The sequence below is a fragment of the Phreatobacter oligotrophus genome (assembly GCF_003046185.1).
In the GTDB taxonomy this organism is placed as follows: domain Bacteria; phylum Pseudomonadota; class Alphaproteobacteria; order Rhizobiales; family Phreatobacteraceae; genus Phreatobacter; species Phreatobacter oligotrophus.
Genome location: NZ_PZZL01000007.1, coordinates 37,380 through 54,115, shown reverse-complemented (window position 1 = coordinate 54,115; position 16,736 = coordinate 37,380). Strand labels below are relative to the sequence as shown.

Annotated in this window: 13 protein-coding genes and 1 tRNA gene; 9 read left to right on the top strand and 5 right to left on the bottom strand. The window is 68.8% G+C overall.

All coding sequences use genetic code 11. The features are described from left to right. Nucleotides 1-39 precede the first annotated feature (39 nt). Nucleotides 40-900: a helix-turn-helix transcriptional regulator gene (locus C8P69_RS15935; protein WP_170118268.1), complete on the top strand. Its 861-nt coding sequence runs from the start codon at nt 40-42 to the stop codon at nt 898-900. 16 nt (nt 901-916) lie between these two features. Here C8P69_RS15935 and C8P69_RS15930 read toward each other — a convergent pair whose 3' ends face one another. Next, complete coding sequence (locus C8P69_RS15930; RefSeq protein ID WP_245902076.1) at nt 917-1,696, bottom strand: DUF1365 domain-containing protein; 780 nt, start codon at nt 1,694-1,696, stop codon at nt 917-919. Then, nucleotides 1,693-3,036, bottom strand: coding sequence for an NAD(P)/FAD-dependent oxidoreductase (locus tag C8P69_RS15925; protein ID WP_245902075.1), 1,344 nt, complete (start codon nt 3,034-3,036; stop codon nt 1,693-1,695). The genes C8P69_RS15930 and C8P69_RS15925 overlap by 4 nt, the downstream gene beginning before the upstream one ends. A 143-nt stretch (nt 3,037-3,179) precedes the next feature. Here C8P69_RS15925 and C8P69_RS15920 point away from each other — a divergent pair, with 143 nt between their 5' ends. From C8P69_RS15920 to C8P69_RS15905, 4 genes are read left to right on the top strand one after another with little or no spacing between them, the layout of a single operon-like run. Then, nucleotides 3,180-3,800, top strand: coding sequence for a sigma-70 family RNA polymerase sigma factor (locus C8P69_RS15920; protein WP_245902074.1), 621 nt, complete (start codon nt 3,180-3,182; stop codon nt 3,798-3,800). Further along, complete coding sequence (locus C8P69_RS15915; RefSeq protein ID WP_108178425.1) at nt 3,797-4,429, top strand: ChrR family anti-sigma-E factor; 633 nt, start codon at nt 3,797-3,799, stop codon at nt 4,427-4,429. Before C8P69_RS15920 ends, C8P69_RS15915 begins: the two co-directional genes overlap by 4 nt. Beyond that, a complete protein-coding gene (locus C8P69_RS15910) occupies nt 4,426-5,235 on the top strand; it encodes a DUF1295 domain-containing protein (RefSeq protein ID WP_245902073.1) in 810 nt (269 codons plus the stop codon). The genes C8P69_RS15915 and C8P69_RS15910 overlap by 4 nt, the downstream gene beginning before the upstream one ends. 4 nt (nt 5,236-5,239) lie before the next feature. Next, nucleotides 5,240-6,271, top strand: a complete 1,032-nt coding sequence (locus C8P69_RS15905; RefSeq protein ID WP_108178424.1) for an SAM-dependent methyltransferase — start codon at nt 5,240-5,242, stop codon at nt 6,269-6,271. 7 nt (nt 6,272-6,278) lie between these two features. On the opposite strand, the gene C8P69_RS15900 is transcribed toward C8P69_RS15905, so the two are convergent. Next, entirely contained in the window at nt 6,279-6,692 is a 414-nt protein-coding gene (locus tag C8P69_RS15900) for a DUF2177 family protein (protein WP_108178423.1), read from the bottom strand. A 174-nt stretch (nt 6,693-6,866) separates the two neighbouring features. On the opposite strand from C8P69_RS15900, the gene C8P69_RS15895 reads away from it, so the two are divergent. Then, nucleotides 6,867-9,677, top strand: a complete 2,811-nt coding sequence (locus C8P69_RS15895; protein ID WP_108178422.1) for a bifunctional diguanylate cyclase/phosphodiesterase — start codon at nt 6,867-6,869, stop codon at nt 9,675-9,677. Between the two features lie 85 nt (nt 9,678-9,762). Here C8P69_RS15895 and C8P69_RS15890 read toward each other — a convergent pair. Both C8P69_RS15890 and secA read right to left on the bottom strand, forming a co-directional pair. Next, nucleotides 9,763-9,838, bottom strand: a tRNA-Ala gene (locus C8P69_RS15890). A 112-nt stretch (nt 9,839-9,950) separates the two neighbouring features. After that, a complete protein-coding gene (secA, locus tag C8P69_RS15885) occupies nt 9,951-12,737 on the bottom strand; it encodes a preprotein translocase subunit SecA (protein WP_108178421.1) in 2,787 nt (928 codons plus the stop codon). 391 nt (nt 12,738-13,128) lie between these two features. Here secA and C8P69_RS15880 point away from each other — a divergent pair, with 391 nt between their 5' ends. The 3 genes from C8P69_RS15880 to C8P69_RS15870 all read left to right on the top strand — a co-directional run bounded on the left by C8P69_RS15880 (nt 13,129) and on the right by C8P69_RS15870 (nt 16,734). Beyond that, nucleotides 13,129-14,040, top strand: a complete 912-nt coding sequence (locus C8P69_RS15880) for a peptidylprolyl isomerase (protein ID WP_108178420.1) — start codon at nt 13,129-13,131, stop codon at nt 14,038-14,040. A 181-nt stretch (nt 14,041-14,221) separates the two neighbouring features. Further along, the gene (locus C8P69_RS15875; RefSeq protein WP_245902092.1) at nt 14,222-15,613 is read left to right on the top strand and encodes a lipopolysaccharide biosynthesis protein; all 1,392 of its coding nucleotides are present in this window, start codon (nt 14,222-14,224) and stop codon (nt 15,611-15,613) included. Further along, complete coding sequence (locus C8P69_RS15870) at nt 15,610-16,734, top strand: GNAT family N-acetyltransferase (RefSeq protein WP_108178418.1); 1,125 nt, start codon at nt 15,610-15,612, stop codon at nt 16,732-16,734. The genes C8P69_RS15875 and C8P69_RS15870 overlap by 4 nt, the downstream gene beginning before the upstream one ends. Nucleotides 16,735-16,736 lie beyond the last annotated feature (2 nt).

The window sequence follows — 16,736 nt, the reverse complement described above, 5'->3', positions numbered from 1 at the left end:
CCAATACCGATGGTTGATTCGATTGGGTCTTTTTCCACCATGATCCTGAAGCCGCTCAACGGAAAAAGCGGTGGACGGCTCGATCATACGATTGCTGCAGCCTGGCCAGGCTTCGCGGTTCATTCCAGCCGCCGCAAGACAGATTACAGCATCAATTATACGAGCCGCCCCGAGCACTACATCGCCCTTCACCACTTCGTGCGTCGCGATGGCGAGACACGGATCGAAGGCGGCCCCGTTTCTCCGCTCACCGACCTGCGGGGCAAGCTGACGCAGATCCCTGCGGGCTATGAGGCCACGGGCTGGACGGTGGGGCCGGAGAATGACGGCCGGGTCACCATGATGTTCTTCGATCCGGCGCGGCTCTCGGAGGACCTTGGCCGGCTCTACGAGAGCTCGCCCATCCAGCCGAAGCTCTATTTCGAGGATCCGGACGTCTCCGACGCGCTGATGCGCCTCGACCGGCTGCTGCAGGAGGGCGAGGACCTCGCCGATCTCTATGCCGAGTCCATCGGCCTGTTCATCGCCGCGCGCCTGCTCGATCTCACGCGGCGCGACCAGGAGACGGAGCGGCCAGGCCTCACCTCGAAGTCGCGCATGGCACTTCTGGATGATTATCTGCGCAGCAATATAGGCCGCCAGATTTCCATCGAGGACCTGGCGAACCTCGCCGGCCTGTCGCGCTTCCACCTCATCCGGTCGTTCCGCGACGCTTTCGGCGTGACGCCCTACCAGTACCTGTTGCGGCTGCGCATGACCGAGGCCCGCCGCCTGCTGCTCTCGACCAATCTCCCCGTGGCGCAGATCGCGACCCGCGTCGGCTTCTCGTCCAGCACGCAGTTCGTGAAGATGTTCCGCTCGATGGAGGGCGTGACGCCGGGCAGCCTGCGCCAGCGCTGACCGTTCTCGTCGCCGCTCAGGGCGCCTGCCGGCCGACGGTCACATCCGCTGCGGCAGGGCCCGGATGGCGGATCAGCGGGATGCGCTTGGCCACCAGAAGCAGGGCGTGCCAGTGGATGGCGAGCGTCACCCGCAGGGTCAGCAGCGGGTGCGTGACGAGCAGCTTCAACAGGTTGCGGTCGGTCAGGGGTCGGCGCTCGCCCGACAGCGAGGCGTAGACCATCGGCCCGGCCGAATCCTTGGCAGCGATGTGAACGGCGACGTCGTCCCCGGGCGGCTGCAGGCGGAAGCGGTAGCTCATGTCGCGCGTCAGGAAGGGCGAGACGTGGAAGGCCTTGGCGCTGTCCTGCACGATGGGGCGCGAGGCGCCCTCGGCGGGGATCAGGTAGGAATGGATCTCGCCGAAGGTGTTGTGCACCTCGTAGATCGTCGCCGCCAGAGAGCCATCGACGCGATGGCAGAAGAAGACGCTCAGCGGGTTGAAGGCATAGCCGAGGATGCGCGGCATGGTCAGGAGGCGGATCGGGCCGCCTGACGTGTCGATGCCCGCTGCGGCGAGGCGCTCCTCGATCTGCGGCCGCAATGGCCGCCCGGACCGGTCGCCATAATCGGCGGTGCGGAAGGAGAAGACATTGGCGCGATCACGCGAGAACAGCCGCAGCCTTGCGTCCAGCGCGTCGATCTCGTCGAGGTCCAGCAGCACCCAGAAGACACGGTAGGCGAGGGCATGGGGCCGCGGCCGGGTGCGGCGGTGCATCACCCGGCCGACATAGAGGGCTGATGCCCCGGTGCTCACGCCGCCTCCGTCAGCGGTGCGGTCTCGGCGGGGAGCACGATGCGGCCGGACTCATCGGCGACCGTCCAGGGCCGGCGGACGCCGCCCAGGTCCTCGGCGACGGCAAGACCGGCCTGCAGGCCGTCCTCGTGGAAGCCGGCGCCGAAATGGGCGCCGCAGAACCACGTCCGCCGCACGCCCTGCAGCGACCAGAGCCGCTGCTGCGCGGCGATGGCGGCCGAGTCGAAGAGCGGATGCTCGTACATTTCCTCGCGCAGGACGGTGCCCTCGCGCGGCGCCTTGGGCGGGTTGAGCGTCACGAAGAACTGCCGGTCCTGCGGCAGGTGCTGCAGCCGGTTCATCCAGTAGGTGACGGCGCAGGGACCATCCTGGGCGGCACGCTCACCGATGTGGTTCCAGCTCGACCAGGCGGCGCGGCGGCGCGGCATCAGCCCCTCGTCGGTGTGGAGCACGGTGAGGTTACGGCTGTAGCGGAAGGCGCCGAGGAGATCGCGCTCCTCCGCCGTCGGCTCGGCCAGCATGGCCAGCGCCTCCTTGGCATGGGTGGCGATCACCACTTGGTCGAAGGGGCGGCTCCAGCCCTGCTCGCCGTCGAGAATGACGCCATCGGCGGTGCGGCGAATTCGCGCGATGGGCATGCCGGAGCAGATCTCGCCGGTGAAGTCCTCGCGAAGCGCCTTCACGTAGGAGCGGCTGCCGCCGACGACCGTGCGCCAGGCGGGACGGCCCGAGAGCTTCAGCAGGCCGTGGTTGTTGTGAAAGCGGATGAAGGCGCTCGCCGGATAGGACAGGATTTCGGCGCAGGGGGCCGACCAGATGGCGCCGGCCATGGGCAGCAGGTGGTCGTCGCGGAAGGCGCGGCCGTAGCGGCCGGCATCGAGATAGTCGCCGAGGGAGATCGAGTGCGAGCGCAGTTCGGCCGCGTCCCGCGTGGCGCTGCGATAGAAGCGCAGGAGGTCCTGCAGCATCGACCAGAAGCGCGGGCTGACGATGTTGCGGCGCTGGGCGAAGAGCCCGCCGAGGCTGGTGCCGGAATATTCGAGCCGGCCGCCGTCGAGGGACACGGCGAAGGACATCTCGGTGGCGTGGGACGCGACGCCGAGATGCTCGAGCATTGCGCAGAAGTTCGGATAGGTCGCCTCGTTGAAGACGATGAAGCCGGTGTCGACCGCGACCGGTCGGCCGTCGGCGCCGGGGACCTCGACCGTGTTGGCGTGGCCGCCGAGCCGGTCGTCGCGCTCATAGAGGGTCACGTCATGGGCCCGGGAGAGGAGCCAGGCGGCGGAGAGACCGGAAATGCCGCTCCCCACCACGGCGATACGCTGACGTTGTCGGGCCATCGGACGCATGCAACTGCCTTTTCTCGCGGGAAGGATAGTGGTCTTACGCCCGGGCCGCGGTGACGGTTCAGCCTTCGATGGATCGGTCGGTTCCTTCACCCTGTCCACTGATCCGATGTCGATGGTACCGCGTAAAGGGGGACATGTCGGGTGCTCTTGCGATACACACTGATTTGTCGGCGCCGCGTTTCCGCGGCCCGCACAGACGTGCCGGTGCTGCCTTGGTTGATGCGAACGCTCTGATCCAGTCGATTGCCCAATCGTCCGATCGGCAAGCCTTCGTCAAACTCTTCGACCATTTCGCGCCGCGGGTGAAAGCACTGCTCATCCGTCAGGGCACTCCGCCGGACCTCGCCGAGGAACTGGCGCAGGAAACCCTGCTGATGGTCTGGCGCAAGGCCGCCCTCTTCGATCCGTCGCGGGCCGGTGCGTCGACGTGGATTGCGGCGATTGCCCGCAACCTGCGCATCGACGCGGCCCGCCGTGAGAAGCGGTCGCGGCTGCCTGAGGTCTTCGACATCATTCAGGGCGAGGAGCCCGAACAGCCGGACCAGGTCCTTTCGGGAAGCGAGCGCGACTCTCGTGTCCGGGCGGCCCTCACCAATTTGTCCCCCGATCAGCTCAGAGTCGTTCAGTTGGCTTTCATGGAAGGTCTCAGTCATCAGGACGTGGCGAAACGCCTGTCCATCCCACTTGGAACCGTCAAATCGCGGCTGCGGCTCGCCATGGCGCGGCTGCGCGGCGTGCTGGAGGATCTGCGATGACCGCTTCTCATCGTCCGTCCGAGGAGACGCTGGCCGCCTTCGCCGCCGGCACGCTCGACGAGGGCCTGGCCCTCGTGGTCGCCGCCCATCTCGAGGTCAGCCCGGAGAGCCGGCGCGACCTCATCGAGATCGAGGCCGTCAACGGCGCCCTCCTCGACATGATCGAGCCCGAGGCGATGGATGCCGACGGCGAGACGCTGCTGCGCGGCCTGCCCACCCGGATCACCGAGCGCGCCGCTGCGCCGGTCGCTCCGCATGACGCGGCGGGCCTGAAGGTGCTCGCGCCCTACGAGCTCGGCCGCTGGCAGACGGTGGGCCGTGGCGTGGCGTTGCGCCGGGTGAATGTTCCCGGCTCCGATGCCCGGGTCTTCATGTTGCGCGCCCAGCCGGGCACGCGCCTTCCCGCCCATCGCCATACCGGCGCGGAGTGGACGACCATCGTCGCCGGCGCCTACCAGCACGAATATGGCCGCTACGCCGCCGGCGATTTCGACGAGGCCGACGAGCGCCACGCTCATACGCCGGTTGTCGACGCGCATGAGGGCTGCACCTGCATCGTCGCGCTCACCGGCAATGTCCGGTTCGAGGGCTTCTTCGGCCGCCTGCTCCAGCCCCTCGTGCGGTTGTGACCCTCTGGGGCCTGGCGGCGGCGATCGCCGTCATGGCCATCGCCATGAGTGCGATCATGGCGGGGGCCTGGGCGATCGAGCGGCGTAGCGGCAATTCCGGCTGGGTCGACGTCACCTGGACCTTCGGCGTCGGCCTCACCGGCGCCCTCGCCGTGGCGCTGCCCTTCGGCGCCGGCCCGTTGGAGCGTCGCCTTCTCGTGGCCGCCATGGCCATAGCCTGGGCCCTGCGCCTCGGGCTCCACATTGCCGGTCGCACCCGCGGCATCACCGATGATGCCCGCTACGCCAAGCTGCGGCAGGACTGGGGCGACCAGGCCTCCTACCAGATGTTCCGCTTCCTGCAGATCCAGGCCGGGGCCAGCGTGCCCCTGGTCCTCGGCATCGTGCTCGCGGCGAACCGGCCCGGCCCGCTCGGCTGGCAGGATCTTCTGGGTCTTGCCGTCTTCGCCGCCGGCTGGATCGGTGGTGGCCTCGCCGACCGCCAGCTTGCCGCATTCATCCGCGACCCCAACAAGAAGGGGCCGATTTGCGATGTCGGGCTCTGGGCCTGGTCGCGGCATCCGAACTATTTCTTCGAATGCGTGCTCTGGGCTTCCTATGCGGTCATGGCGCTGTCGTTCTCCGGCTATCCGCTCGGATGGCTGGCGCTCGGCGCACCCGCCTTCATGACGCTGCTGCTCACCCGCGTCTCCGGCATCCCGCCGCTGGAGGAGCACATGCTGCGCAAGCATGGCGCGGCCTTTGCCGCCTACCAGGCGCGCACCAGCGCCTTCATCCCGCTGCCGCCCCGTTCTGCGAAAGGTTGATTGCATGTCCCTCGTCGCCGGCCTCATCGCCTGGGGCGAACGCACGCCCGTTCCCGATGTGCTGACCCGCGCGATGATCGCCTGGCTGGTGGGCCGGACCGACCGGAACCTCGCCACCCAGGGCGCAGCGGACGACAAGGCCTTCGCCGCCGGCATGGACGCATTCCCGGTGGCGATCCACACCGATGCCGCCAATGCCCAGCACTATGAGGTGCCCGCGGCCTTCTTCCTGCGCACGCTGGGTCCGAAGCGGAAATATTCCTGCTGCTTCTACGATGGTCCGGCCACGAGCCTCGCCGAGGCCGAGGTCAAGGCGCTCGACCTGACCATGGACCATGCCGGCCTCGCCGACGGGCAGCGCATCCTGGAACTCGGCTGCGGCTGGGGATCCCTGTCGCTGACCATGGCGGCGCGCTATCCCGGCGCCACCATCACCGCCGTGTCGAACTCGCATTCGCAGCGCGCCTTCATCGAGGGCGAGGCGGCCAGGCTTGGCCTGACGAACCTGACGATCGTCACCTCCGACATGAACGACTTCGCGCCCGAGGGGCAGTTCGACCGGATCGTCTCGGTCGAGATGTTCGAGCACATGGCCAATTGGCGGGCCCTGCTCACGCGGGTGCGGTCCTGGCTCAAGGCCGACGGGCGGCTGTTCATCCACGTCTTCACCCATCGCACCGGCTCCTACCGCTTCGATGCGGCGGACAAGACCGACTGGATCGCCCAGCACTTCTTCACCGGTGGCCTGATGCCGGGCCATGGCCTCATCCGCCAGTTCCCCGATCTCTTCACCGTCGAGGACGAGTGGCGGTGGAGCGGCGAGCACTATCGCCGCACGGCCGAGGACTGGCTGGCGCTGTTCGACGCCCGATTGGCCGAAATCGACCCGATCCTCACGCAGGTCTATGGCGCCGAGAATCTCGCGCTGTGGCGCCGGCGGTGGCGGCTGTTCTTCCTGGCGACCAGCGGCCTGTTCGGCCATGCGGGAGGCGACAGCTGGGGCGTCAGCCACTACCGCCTGAAGCCCGCGGCCTGATTGCGCCTCAGATCCAGCCCCAACCAGCGATGAGCCGCAGCCAGCCATAGGCGCCGGCGGCGACAATGGCCGTTGCCACCGTGCCGTAGAGCACGTCGACGACGGTCAGCGTCGCCGTCCAGGCGCGCAGGGTCGCATAGTTCGTCAGGTCGTAGGTGGCATAGGCGAGCAGGCCGAGAAAGCCGCCATTGACCAGCGCCATGACGACCCCGCCGCCGGTCAAGGCCGGTATGACCGCGAAGTGCACCACGCCGAGGGGAAAGAGGAAATAGAAGGCGAGGGCGGGCAGCCAGCGCAGGTTCTCCAGCAGCAGGTCGCCGAGGGTCGGCCGGTAGAGAATGCGCGCCATGTTCGACAGCCAGACGGCGTCGAGGACGCCGAAGATGACCAGCGCCGCCAGATAGCCCCACAGGAAGGTCATCGTCCCTCTCGCAATTGACTGCGTCCCTTACGCGCGAGCAGGGCCTGCGGTTCAAAACCGGCCGGTCCCGTCTGCTTCAGCGCGCATTTACCCTGTCGCGTTCTTCCGTAACGGCAATTCGTCCCTGTTAAACCCGTCCGCCGTAGTCAGGGGGTGACGGAGGCGCATTCCCCCATGTACCGCGTTTTGACCTGCCTTGCCTTTGAGCATGACTGGATCCTGGTCGGCCTTGCCGCCGCGATCTGCCTCACCGCCACCTATGCCGTGACCGATATCGGCTGGCACGCGCGCCAGGCGGAGGGACGCAACCGCACCGGCTGGATCCTCGCCGCCGGCGGCGCGGCCGGCTTCGGCGTCTGGGCCACCCATTTCGTCGCCATGCTGGCCTATGATCCGGGCGTGGTGCTCGGCTACGACACCGCGCTGACCATCGTCTCGCTGGTGATCGCTGTGGCAACCGGCACGGCCGGTATTGCGCTGGCCATCCTCCGGCCGTCGCTGGCCGGCACGGTGGCCGGCGGCATCGTCTTCGGCGGCGGCGTCGCGGCCATGCACTATACCGGCATGGCCTCGGTGCAGATCCCGGGCCGGCTGGTCTGGTCGGGCGGCCATGTGGCCGCGTCCATCCTGCTCGGGGCCACGCTTGCCGCGGCGGCCTTCGTGGTGGCGCGCCGGCGCAGCGACATTGTCGGGCGGCTCCAGGGTGCGGCGATGCTCACCCTCGCCATCTGCTCCCTGCATTTCACCGGCATGGGCGCCATCACCGTGGTGCCGGATCCGGCGCAGCCCATGTCGGCCGCCGCCATTCCCTCGCAGACGCTCGCCCTCGGCGTCGCCGGCTCGGCCTTCCTCGTCCTGTGCTTTGCCCTCTTCAGCACGCTCATGTCGCGGCGTAGCCGTGCCGCGCGCCGGCAGAGCGAGCAGATGTTCCGCATCCTCGTCGAGGGCGTCACCGACTATGCGCTCTACATGCTGACGCCCGACGGCCACGTCGCCAACTGGAACGAGGGGGCGCGCCGGGCCAAAGGCTACGAGGCTGCCGAGATCGTCGGCCGGCACTTCTCCTGCTTCTATCCCGAGGCGGACCGCGTGGCCGGTCTGCCCGGCCTCGCGCTCGACACGGCCATCGCGCAGGGGCGGTTCGAGCAGGAGGGCTGGCGCCTGCGCAAGGATGGCTCGCGTTTCTGGGCCCATGTCGTCATCGACGCCATTCGCAACGAGGCGGGCGGTCTCGTCGGCTTCGCCAAGATCACGCGCGACATCACCGATCGGAAGTCATGGGAGGACGACCTCAGGGAGACCTCCCGCCGGCTCGACCTCGCCCTGTCGAACATGTCCCAGGGCCTGCTGCTCTTCGACGCCGAGGGCCGTCTCATCCTGTTCAACCGCCAGCTCGCGACGATCTTCCCCTGGGCGACCGGTGTCTGCGCGCCCGGCCAGAGCTTCCTCGATGTCTGCCGTCTGGCTTGCCCGGATGAGGCCATGGCCCGTGACCTCGCCGAGCGGCATCTCGCGGTGATCGCCCGGGGCCGCCCGGAGACCATGGTGGAGACGCTGGGCGAGGGCCGCATCATCGCCCTGGCGCACCGCCCCATCGGCGACGGCTCCTGGGTGACGACCTGCGAGGACGTGACGGAGCGACGGCGCTCCGAGGCGCGCATCGCCCATCTCGCCCGCCACGATGCGCTGACCGGCCTGCCGAACCGCACGAGCTTCAACGAGGCGCTCGCCAGCGCCCTCGCGTCGCGGATGCCGGACGAGCAGGTCGCGGTCCTCGGCATCGACCTCGACCGGTTCAAGGAGATAAACGACCAGCGCGGCCATGCCGTCGGCGACGAGGTGCTGCGCATCCTCGCCGGCAGGCTCTCGGCCGCCCTCGGCGAGCGTGAGATGGTGGCCCGCTTCGGCGGGGACGAGTTTGCCGCGGTCAAGCGCTTCCAGGATCCGGAAGAGCTGAACGACTTCCTGCAGCGGCTGGAGGAGGCGCTGACGGCCCCCCTCTCCGTCGACGAGGCGGAGATCACGCCCGGGGCCAGCATCGGCATCGCCCTCCATCCGGAGGACGGCGCCACCGGCGACCAGCTCGTCAACAATGCCGACCTCGCCATGTATCGCGCCAAGGCGACGATCGGCCAGACCGTCGCCTTCTATGAGGCGCGCATGGACGAGCAGGTGCGCGAGCGCCGCGCCCTGACCAAGGAGCTGTGGCAGGCCCTGGCGAGCGAGGGCTTCCGCCTGCACTACCAGGTGCAGAAGGCCGTCGCGACCGGGGAGGTGACGGGCTACGAGGTGCTGCTGCGCTGGACGCATCCGGAGCGCGGGGCGATCTCGCCGGCCGAGTTCATCCCGCTGGCGGAGAGCTGCGGGGCCATCGTGCCGCTGGGCGAATGGGTGCTGCGCACCGCCTGCCGCGAGGCCGCGTCGTGGACCGTACCGCACCGCATCGCCGTCAATCTCTCGCCGCTGCAGCTTGGCCACGGCGACCTCGTGGAGATGGTCCGGTCCATCCTCGCCGAGACCGGCCTGGTGCCGGAGCGGCTGGAGCTCGAGATCACCGAGTCGTCCATCGTCGCCGACAAGGAGCGGGCGCTGGAGATGCTGCGCGCCCTCAAGGCGCTCGGCGTCACCGTGGCCATCGATGATTTCGGCACCGGCTATTCCTCGCTGGAGACGCTGCGGTCCTTCCCCTTCGACAAGATCAAGCTGGACCGGTCCTTTATGACCGAGGTGGAGACGAGCCCGCAGGCCAAGGCCATCATCCGCGCCATCCTGGCGCTTGGCCGCAGCCTCGAGATCCCGGTCCTCGCGGAGGGCGTCGAGACCTGCCAGCAGCTCGACCTGCTGCAGCGGGAGGGCTGCGACGAGGCGCAGGGCTATCTGCTCGGGCGTCCGGCCGCTGTGGTCGAGGCGGTGGCCACCACGATGGCCGCCCCTAGCCTGGTGCCGGAGGCTGCCGCCAGCTTGCCCGATCGGGCGGTCGCCTGACATGGCTCGAAGGGCCGGCGGCACAATCCGTCGCCGGCGCCATGCAGCGCGTTCGGAGGTCAGGGATGTCAGAGATTGTGCGGGCTGGTGGAGCTAGGGGGATTCGAACCCCCGACCTCTGCAGTGCGATTGCAGCGCTCTCCCATCTGAGCTACAGCCCCGCCCGCGAGCGCGCCTTTTAGGCTGCGCCGATCATCCGGTCAAGGCGCTCCGCGCGTCATCCGCGGGAAAGCCGACCGCAGGAACGGGCGCCGCGAACGGCGCCCGCAACACTCAGACATACTGCCCGTGGCAGTGCTTGTACTTCTTGCCCGAACCGCAGGGGCAGGGGTCGTTGCGGCCGACCTTGCCCCAGGTGGAGGGGTCCCGCGGATTGCGCTCGGCGCCGCCATCGGCCGCAGTCGCCTGGAAGGTGCCGCCGGAGGCCGCACCGAGCTGGGCGAACTCGTCGATGCCCGTGGTCGGGTCGATGTGATGGGCGCTCATTGGCGGCAGGTCCGGCATGGGCGGCGGCTCCTGCAGCTCGACCAGGGCGAGTTGCTGGGTCGTCATCTCTCGCAGCCGCGCCATCAGCACCTCGAAGAGCTGGAAGGCCTCGGACTTGAACTCGTTGAGCGGGTCGCGCTGGGCATAGCCGCGCAGGCCGACGACCTGGCGCAGGTGGTCCAGCTGGACGATGTGCTCGCGCCACAGATGGTCGAGCACCTGCATCACCACCGCCTTCTCGATCTGGCGCATGATGTCCGGGCCGAAGCGGGCGGCCTTGGAGGCCATCATCTCGTCCGCCGTCTTGGTGATGCGCTCGATCACCTCCTCGTCGGCAATGCCCTCTTCCTTCGCCCAGTCGGGGATCGGCAGGTCGAGGTTGAGGACGCGGTAGATCTCGTCCTTCAGCGTCGCCGTGTCCCACTGCTCGGCATAGGCGTCGGGCGGGATATGGGCATGGACCAGCGTCTCGATGACGCCATGGCGCATGTCCTCCACCATGTCGGAGAGGTCCTGCTGGCTCATCAGGTCGATGCGCTGCTCGAAGATCACCTTGCGCTGGTCGTTGGCGACATCGTCGTATTTGAGCACGTTCTTGCGCAGGTCGAAGTTGCGGGCCTCGACCTTCTGCTGCGCCTTTTCCAGCGCCCGGTTGATCCAGGGATGGACGATGGCCTCGCCCTCCTTGAGGCCCAGCTTGGTGAGCATCCCCTCCATGCGGTCGGACCCGAAGATGCGCATCAGGTCGTCCTGCAGGGACAGGTAGAACTTGGAGCGGCCGGGGTCGCCCTGGCGGCCGGAACGGCCGCGCAGCTGGTTGTCGATGCGGCGGCTCTCGTGGCGCTCGGTGCCGATGATGTAGAGGCCGCCGGCGGCAAGCGCGCGCTGCTTCAGCTCAGCCACCTGCTCGCGGATGGCCTTGGCCTTGGCGTCCTTCTCGGGGCCGTCCTCCAGGTCGGCGAGCTCGACCTTGATCCGCATGTCGGCATTGCCGCCGAGCTGGATGTCGGTGCCGCGGCCGGCCATGTTGGTGGCAATGGTGATGGCGCCGGGAACGCCCGCCTGGGAGACGATGAAGGCCTCCTGCTCGTGATAGCGGGCATTGAGGACGGCGAAGACCTTCTCGGCGGCCGAGCCCTGGTCGCCGTCATAGAGCGGGGCGAAGGCCTGCGGGTCCTCGAGGTCGACCTGCTTGAAGCCGGCGGCCTTTAGCATCTCGGCCAGCGTCTCGGACTTCTCGATGGAGGTGGTGCCGACGAGCACCGGCTGGCCCTTGGCGCGGGCGGCCTCCACCTCGACGATGATGGCGTTGTACTTGTCCTGGACGGTCTTGTAGACCTCGTCGTCCTCGTCGATGCGGGCGATGCCGCGGTTGGTCGGGATCTCCACGACCTGCAGCTTGTAGATGTCGAGGAACTCGTCCGCCTCGGTCAGCGCCGTGCCGGTCATGCCGCCGAGCTTGCCGTACATGCGGAAGTAGTTCTGGAAGGTGATGGAGGCGAGCGTCTGGTTCTCGGGCTGGACCTGGACGCGCTCCTTGGCCTCCAGCGCCTGGTGCAGGCCTTCCGAGTAGCGGCGGCCCGGCATCATGCGGCCGGTGAATTCGTCGATGATGACCACCTCGCCATTGCGGACGATGTAGTCCTTGTCGCGCTGGAACAGCTTGTGGGCCTTCAGCGCCTGGTTGACGTGGTGCACGGTCGAGACGTTCTCGACGTCATAGAGGTCGCCCTTGACGTAGCCGGCCTCGACGAGGGCGCGCTCCATCTTCTCGTTGCCGGTCTCGGTGAGGGCCGCGGTGCGCTGCTTCTCGTCGACCTCGTAGTCACCCTTGTCCAGCATCGGGATGAAGCGGTCGATGGTGGCGTAGAAGTCCGAGCGGTCGTCGAGCGGGCCGGAAATGATGAGCGGCGTGCGCGCCTCGTCGATGAGGATGGAGTCGACCTCGTCGACGATGGCATAGGCGTGACCGCGCTGGACCATCTCCTCGACGGAGTACTTCATGTTGTCGCGCAGGTAGTCGAAGCCATACTCGTTGTTGGTGCCGTAGGTGATGTCGCAGGCATAGGCCTCGCGGCGCTGCTGGTCGTCCAGGCCGTGGACGATGACGCCGGTGGTCATGCCAAGGAAGCCATAGACCTTGCCCATCCACTCGGCGTCGCGCTTGGCGAGATAGTCGTTGACGGTGACGACATGGACGCCCTTGCCGGCCAGAGCGTTGAGATAGACAGCGAGGGTGGCGACGAGGGTCTTGCCCTCGCCGGTCTTCATCTCGGCGATGGCGCCCTCGTGAAGCACGATGCCGCCGATCATCTGGACGTCGTAATGGCGCTGGCCCAGGACGCGCTTGGCCGCCTCGCGCACGGTGGCGAAAGCCGGGACGAGCAGGTCGTCGAGGCTCTTGCCGGCGGCGATCTGGGCGCGAAACTCGTCGGTCCGGGCCCGAAGGGCCTCGTCGGAGAGCTTCTCGAGCTCTGGCTCGAGGGCGGCGATCGCCTGGATACGGGGGCGGTAGCCCTTCACGCGACGGTCGTTGCCGTTGCCGAAGATCCTGCGGGCGAGCGCGGCGAGCATGAGGTGTCCTTCGCTTGGGGCGCGGTGAGCGGAGCCTGTCGAACCGGTTGGTCGTCCCAACCGTTCCGATGGTTCACTCCAGCGTCCGGCCCCGAGAGGGCGGGCGAGGGCGCCAGCGCGCCCCGTTCCGGGATCCCGGTGGGATGCCGTCGGCGCGCACGGAACGGACCGCGGCACACGACAACTCGGGACAGATATGGACGGTGCCGAGGGTTGTCAATTCGGCCCGAAACGGGCATTGCTGCGACAACCGGCGGGTCATGTCCCGCGCCGGCGCGGCGCCTCATGCGGGCGACCGTCGCAGGGCCACCTTCAAAGCGCCACAGGCTGGCGCTCCCATGACCGGGATCGTCCCCCGGACCCTTCTGCCACCCACAAGGCCGACCTCACGATGACAGCCCGCCTTCTCCTCTCCGCCGCCATGATGACCCTGGCGCTCGCCGCTCCCGCCCTGGCCCAGGCGCCGGCGCCCGCCGCTCCGGCGGCGCCCGCCCCGGCGCTGACCACTCCGGCCGATGGCATCCTCGCCCGCGTCCAGGGCGTCGAGATCCGCCAGGCCGACCTCGATGCGGCCGAGGAGGACATTGGCGGCCAGGCGACGGCGCAGATGAGCCCCGAGCAGAAGCGCGACTATCTGCTGTCCTTCGTCATCGACCTGACGCTGGCCGCCAAGGCCGCTGAGCAGCGCAACGTCCAGAACGGCCCGGATTTCGCGCGCAAGCTCACCTATTACCGCAACAAGCTGCTGGTCGAGACGTTGCTCAACGACGAGACGCGCACCCGCGTCACCGAGGCGGAGATGCGCAAGATCTATGACGAGCAGCGTGCCCGCATCACTCCTGAGGAAGAGGTCCGCGCCCGCCACATCCTTGTGGAGACCGAGGACGAGGCCAAGGCACTGATCGCCCAGATCCGCGGCGGCGCCAATTTCGAGACCATCGCGCGCGAGAAGTCCAAGGACCCGGGCGGCCAGCGCAACGGCGGCGATCTCGGCTTCTTCACCAAGGCGCAGATGGTGCCGGAATTCGCCGAGGCCGCCTTCGCCATGCAGCCGGGCCAGCTCTCTACCGCTCCGGTGAAGAGCCAGTTCGGCTGGCACATCATCAAGGTGGAGGAGCGCCGCCAGCGCGAGATCCCGAGCTTCGAGCAGGTGCGCGGCCAGATCGAGGATTTCCTCACCCGTCGCGTCCAGGCCGATCTCGTCCAGCGCCTGCGGTCCGAGGCGCAGGTCCAGCGCTTCGTCGCCCCGCTGCAGCCCCAGGCCCCGGCCCCGGGCGCCGCGCCGGCCACGCCGCGTCCCTGATCGCATCGACAGGCATTTCCAGGAGGGCCGGTCCCCGCGACCGGCCCTTCGTCGTTTCCACGGTCTGTTTCTGTTCGTTTCCGGCAGCCATACCGTTTCTTAAGCGCGCAGAGGCTATCACCGTCGCGGTGGACGCTCCGGCAGGGGCCGGCGCCCCGCGGGAGACCGCCTCGTGTCGGTGATGGGTTCCGAGGAAGCGCAGATGGGGCGCGGCGCCAAAACGCTGCTGTCCCCGGCCGGCGTCGCCGGACGCATCAAGGCCTTCCTCGGCGACAAATCCGACCAGTCCGTGGCCCAGCGCATGGCGGGCGCGGCCTTCGTCATCCGTGTCCTCTCCGCCGGCATCGCCTATGTCAGCCAGGTGCTCATGGCCCGCTGGATGGGCGGGTCGGAGTTCGGCACCTATGTCTCGGTCTGGGTCTGGGTGCTGCTGATCGGCCATTTCGCCAATGCCGGCCTCGCCTCGGCCGCCCAGCGCTTCCTGCCGGCCTATGCCGAAACCGGCGACGAGGCGGGCCTGCGCGGGTTCATTTCCGGGGCCCGCCGTCTCGGCTTCCTCATCGCCACCGCCGTCGCCGTCATCGGCCTCGCCGTCCTCTGGCAGTTCGGCGCCTGGCTCTCCGGCGACATGGTCATGCCGCTGGCGCTCGCGGCGCTCTGCCTGCCGATGTTCGTGCTGACCGACATCCAGGACGGCATCGCCCGCTCCTATAACTGGACCGACCTCGCACTCGGACCGCCCTATCTGATCCGCCCGGTGATCCTGCTCGCCACCATGGCGGGCGCCCATGTGGCGGGCTTCCCGACCAATGCGGTTGCCGCGATGGCCTGCGCCGTCGTCGCCACCTGGCTCGCCGCCGCCGCGCAGTTCCTGCTGCTCAACCGCCGCCTCGGCCGCGAGGTCGCGCCCGGTCCGAGCCGGATCGAGCCGCTCACCTGGCTCCGGACCAGCCTGCCGATCTTCCTCGTCGAGACCTTCTATCTCGCCCTCACCTACACCGACGTGGTGCTGCTGAAGCAGCTCGCGGGGCCAGAGGAGGTCGCGGTCTACTGGGCGGCGGTGAAGACGCTCGCCCTCGTCGCCTTCATCTATTTCGCGGTCGCGGCCGCCGCCGCGCACCGGTTCAGCGAGTATCACGTCGCCGGTGACCGGGAGAAGCTGGCGGATTTCCTGCGCGCCTCCATCCGCTGGACCTTCTTCCCCTCGCTCGCCGCCACCGTCGTCATCCTGGCGCTGGGCAAGCCCTTCCTGATGATGTTCGGGCCCGACTTCGTCGCCGGCTATCCCGCCATGTTCGTCGTCTCCATCGGCCTCCTTGCCCGCGCGGCTGTAGGCCCCGTGGAGCGGCTGCTGACAATGTCCGGCCACCAGACCGCCTGCGCGCTCATCTACGCGCTGGCCTTCGGCACCGCGGTGGTGCTGTGCTTCGTGCTCATCCCGCCGCTCGGCATGATGGGCGCCGCGATCGCCACGGCCACTGCCCTGACGCTGGAATCGATCCTGCTGCTGTGGATCACCACGGCGCGGCTCGGCCTCTCCCTCGGGTTCTGGTCCAGGCCGGCTACCGCATGACCATGCTGGACACGCGCCTCGCACCGACGGTCTCGCCGCCGCTGCAGCCGGAAGCCGGCCCCTCCGGCATGGGCGCGGTCGCCCTCCACTGGGTTCCGGCGACGGACTGGGACGCGATCCAGGCCGACTGGCGGCGCCTCGCCGCGAGCGGCGAGGGGCCCGTCTTCCTCGCGCCCGCCTTTGCGCTTGCCGCCCGCACCATCGATCCTCGGGACCTTGGCGCCTTCGTCGTGACGCGCGACGGCGCCTGGATCGGCCTTGTCGCCGGGCGCTTCGGGCTCCGCGGCTCTCTCTTCTCGCTCTGGACCCACCCTTACGCGCCCTCCGGCGGGATGATGACCCGTCCCGGCGAAGCCGCGACCGTGATGGGCGCCGTCATGGTCGACCTGGCGCGCCGCGGTGTTGCGGCCCTCCACTGGCCGATGGCCGATGATGCGACCTGGAGCGCGGCGGCTCCGGCGCTGGCCGGCCGTGCCGTCGCCGTCCTCGACAGCCACCGCCGCGCCGTCCTGATCACGAACGCCCCGCCGCTGTCCAAGGATCACCGGCGCCTTGCCCGGCGGCTTGCCGAGACGGGCCGCCTTGAGACCGTGTCCACCGCAACCGGCCATGACATCGATAAGGTGCTCGATGCCTATCTCGCGCTGGAAGCCGAGGGCTGGAAAGGCCGCGCCGGCACCGCCATGGCGGGGAATCCGGTCACGGCCAGCTTCTTCCGGGCTGCCGTCGGCGGCCTCGCCCGGGCCGGGCAGGCGCGCATCGACCTCATGCTCTGCGACGACAGGCCGATCGCGGCGGGCGTCGTGCTGCGGTCCGGTGTGCGCGCCTGGTACTGGAAGACAGCCTATGACGAGGCCTTCGCGCGCTACTCGCCGGGCCTCCTGCTCTCCCATGCCATCGGCGAGGCGACCCTCGCCGAACCGGGCATCGCGCTGGTCGATTCCTGTGCCGTTCAGGGCCATCCGATGATCGACCGCATCTGGCCGGAGCGCATGGCGATCACCAGCCGCCTCGTCGCCGTGCAGGACGGATCGCCGGGCTGGCGCTTTCATGCGGTGGTCGCGCTGAAACGCGGCCTGATCGACGCCAAGGCGCGCGCCAAGCGCCTCCTGAAGCGCTGAGG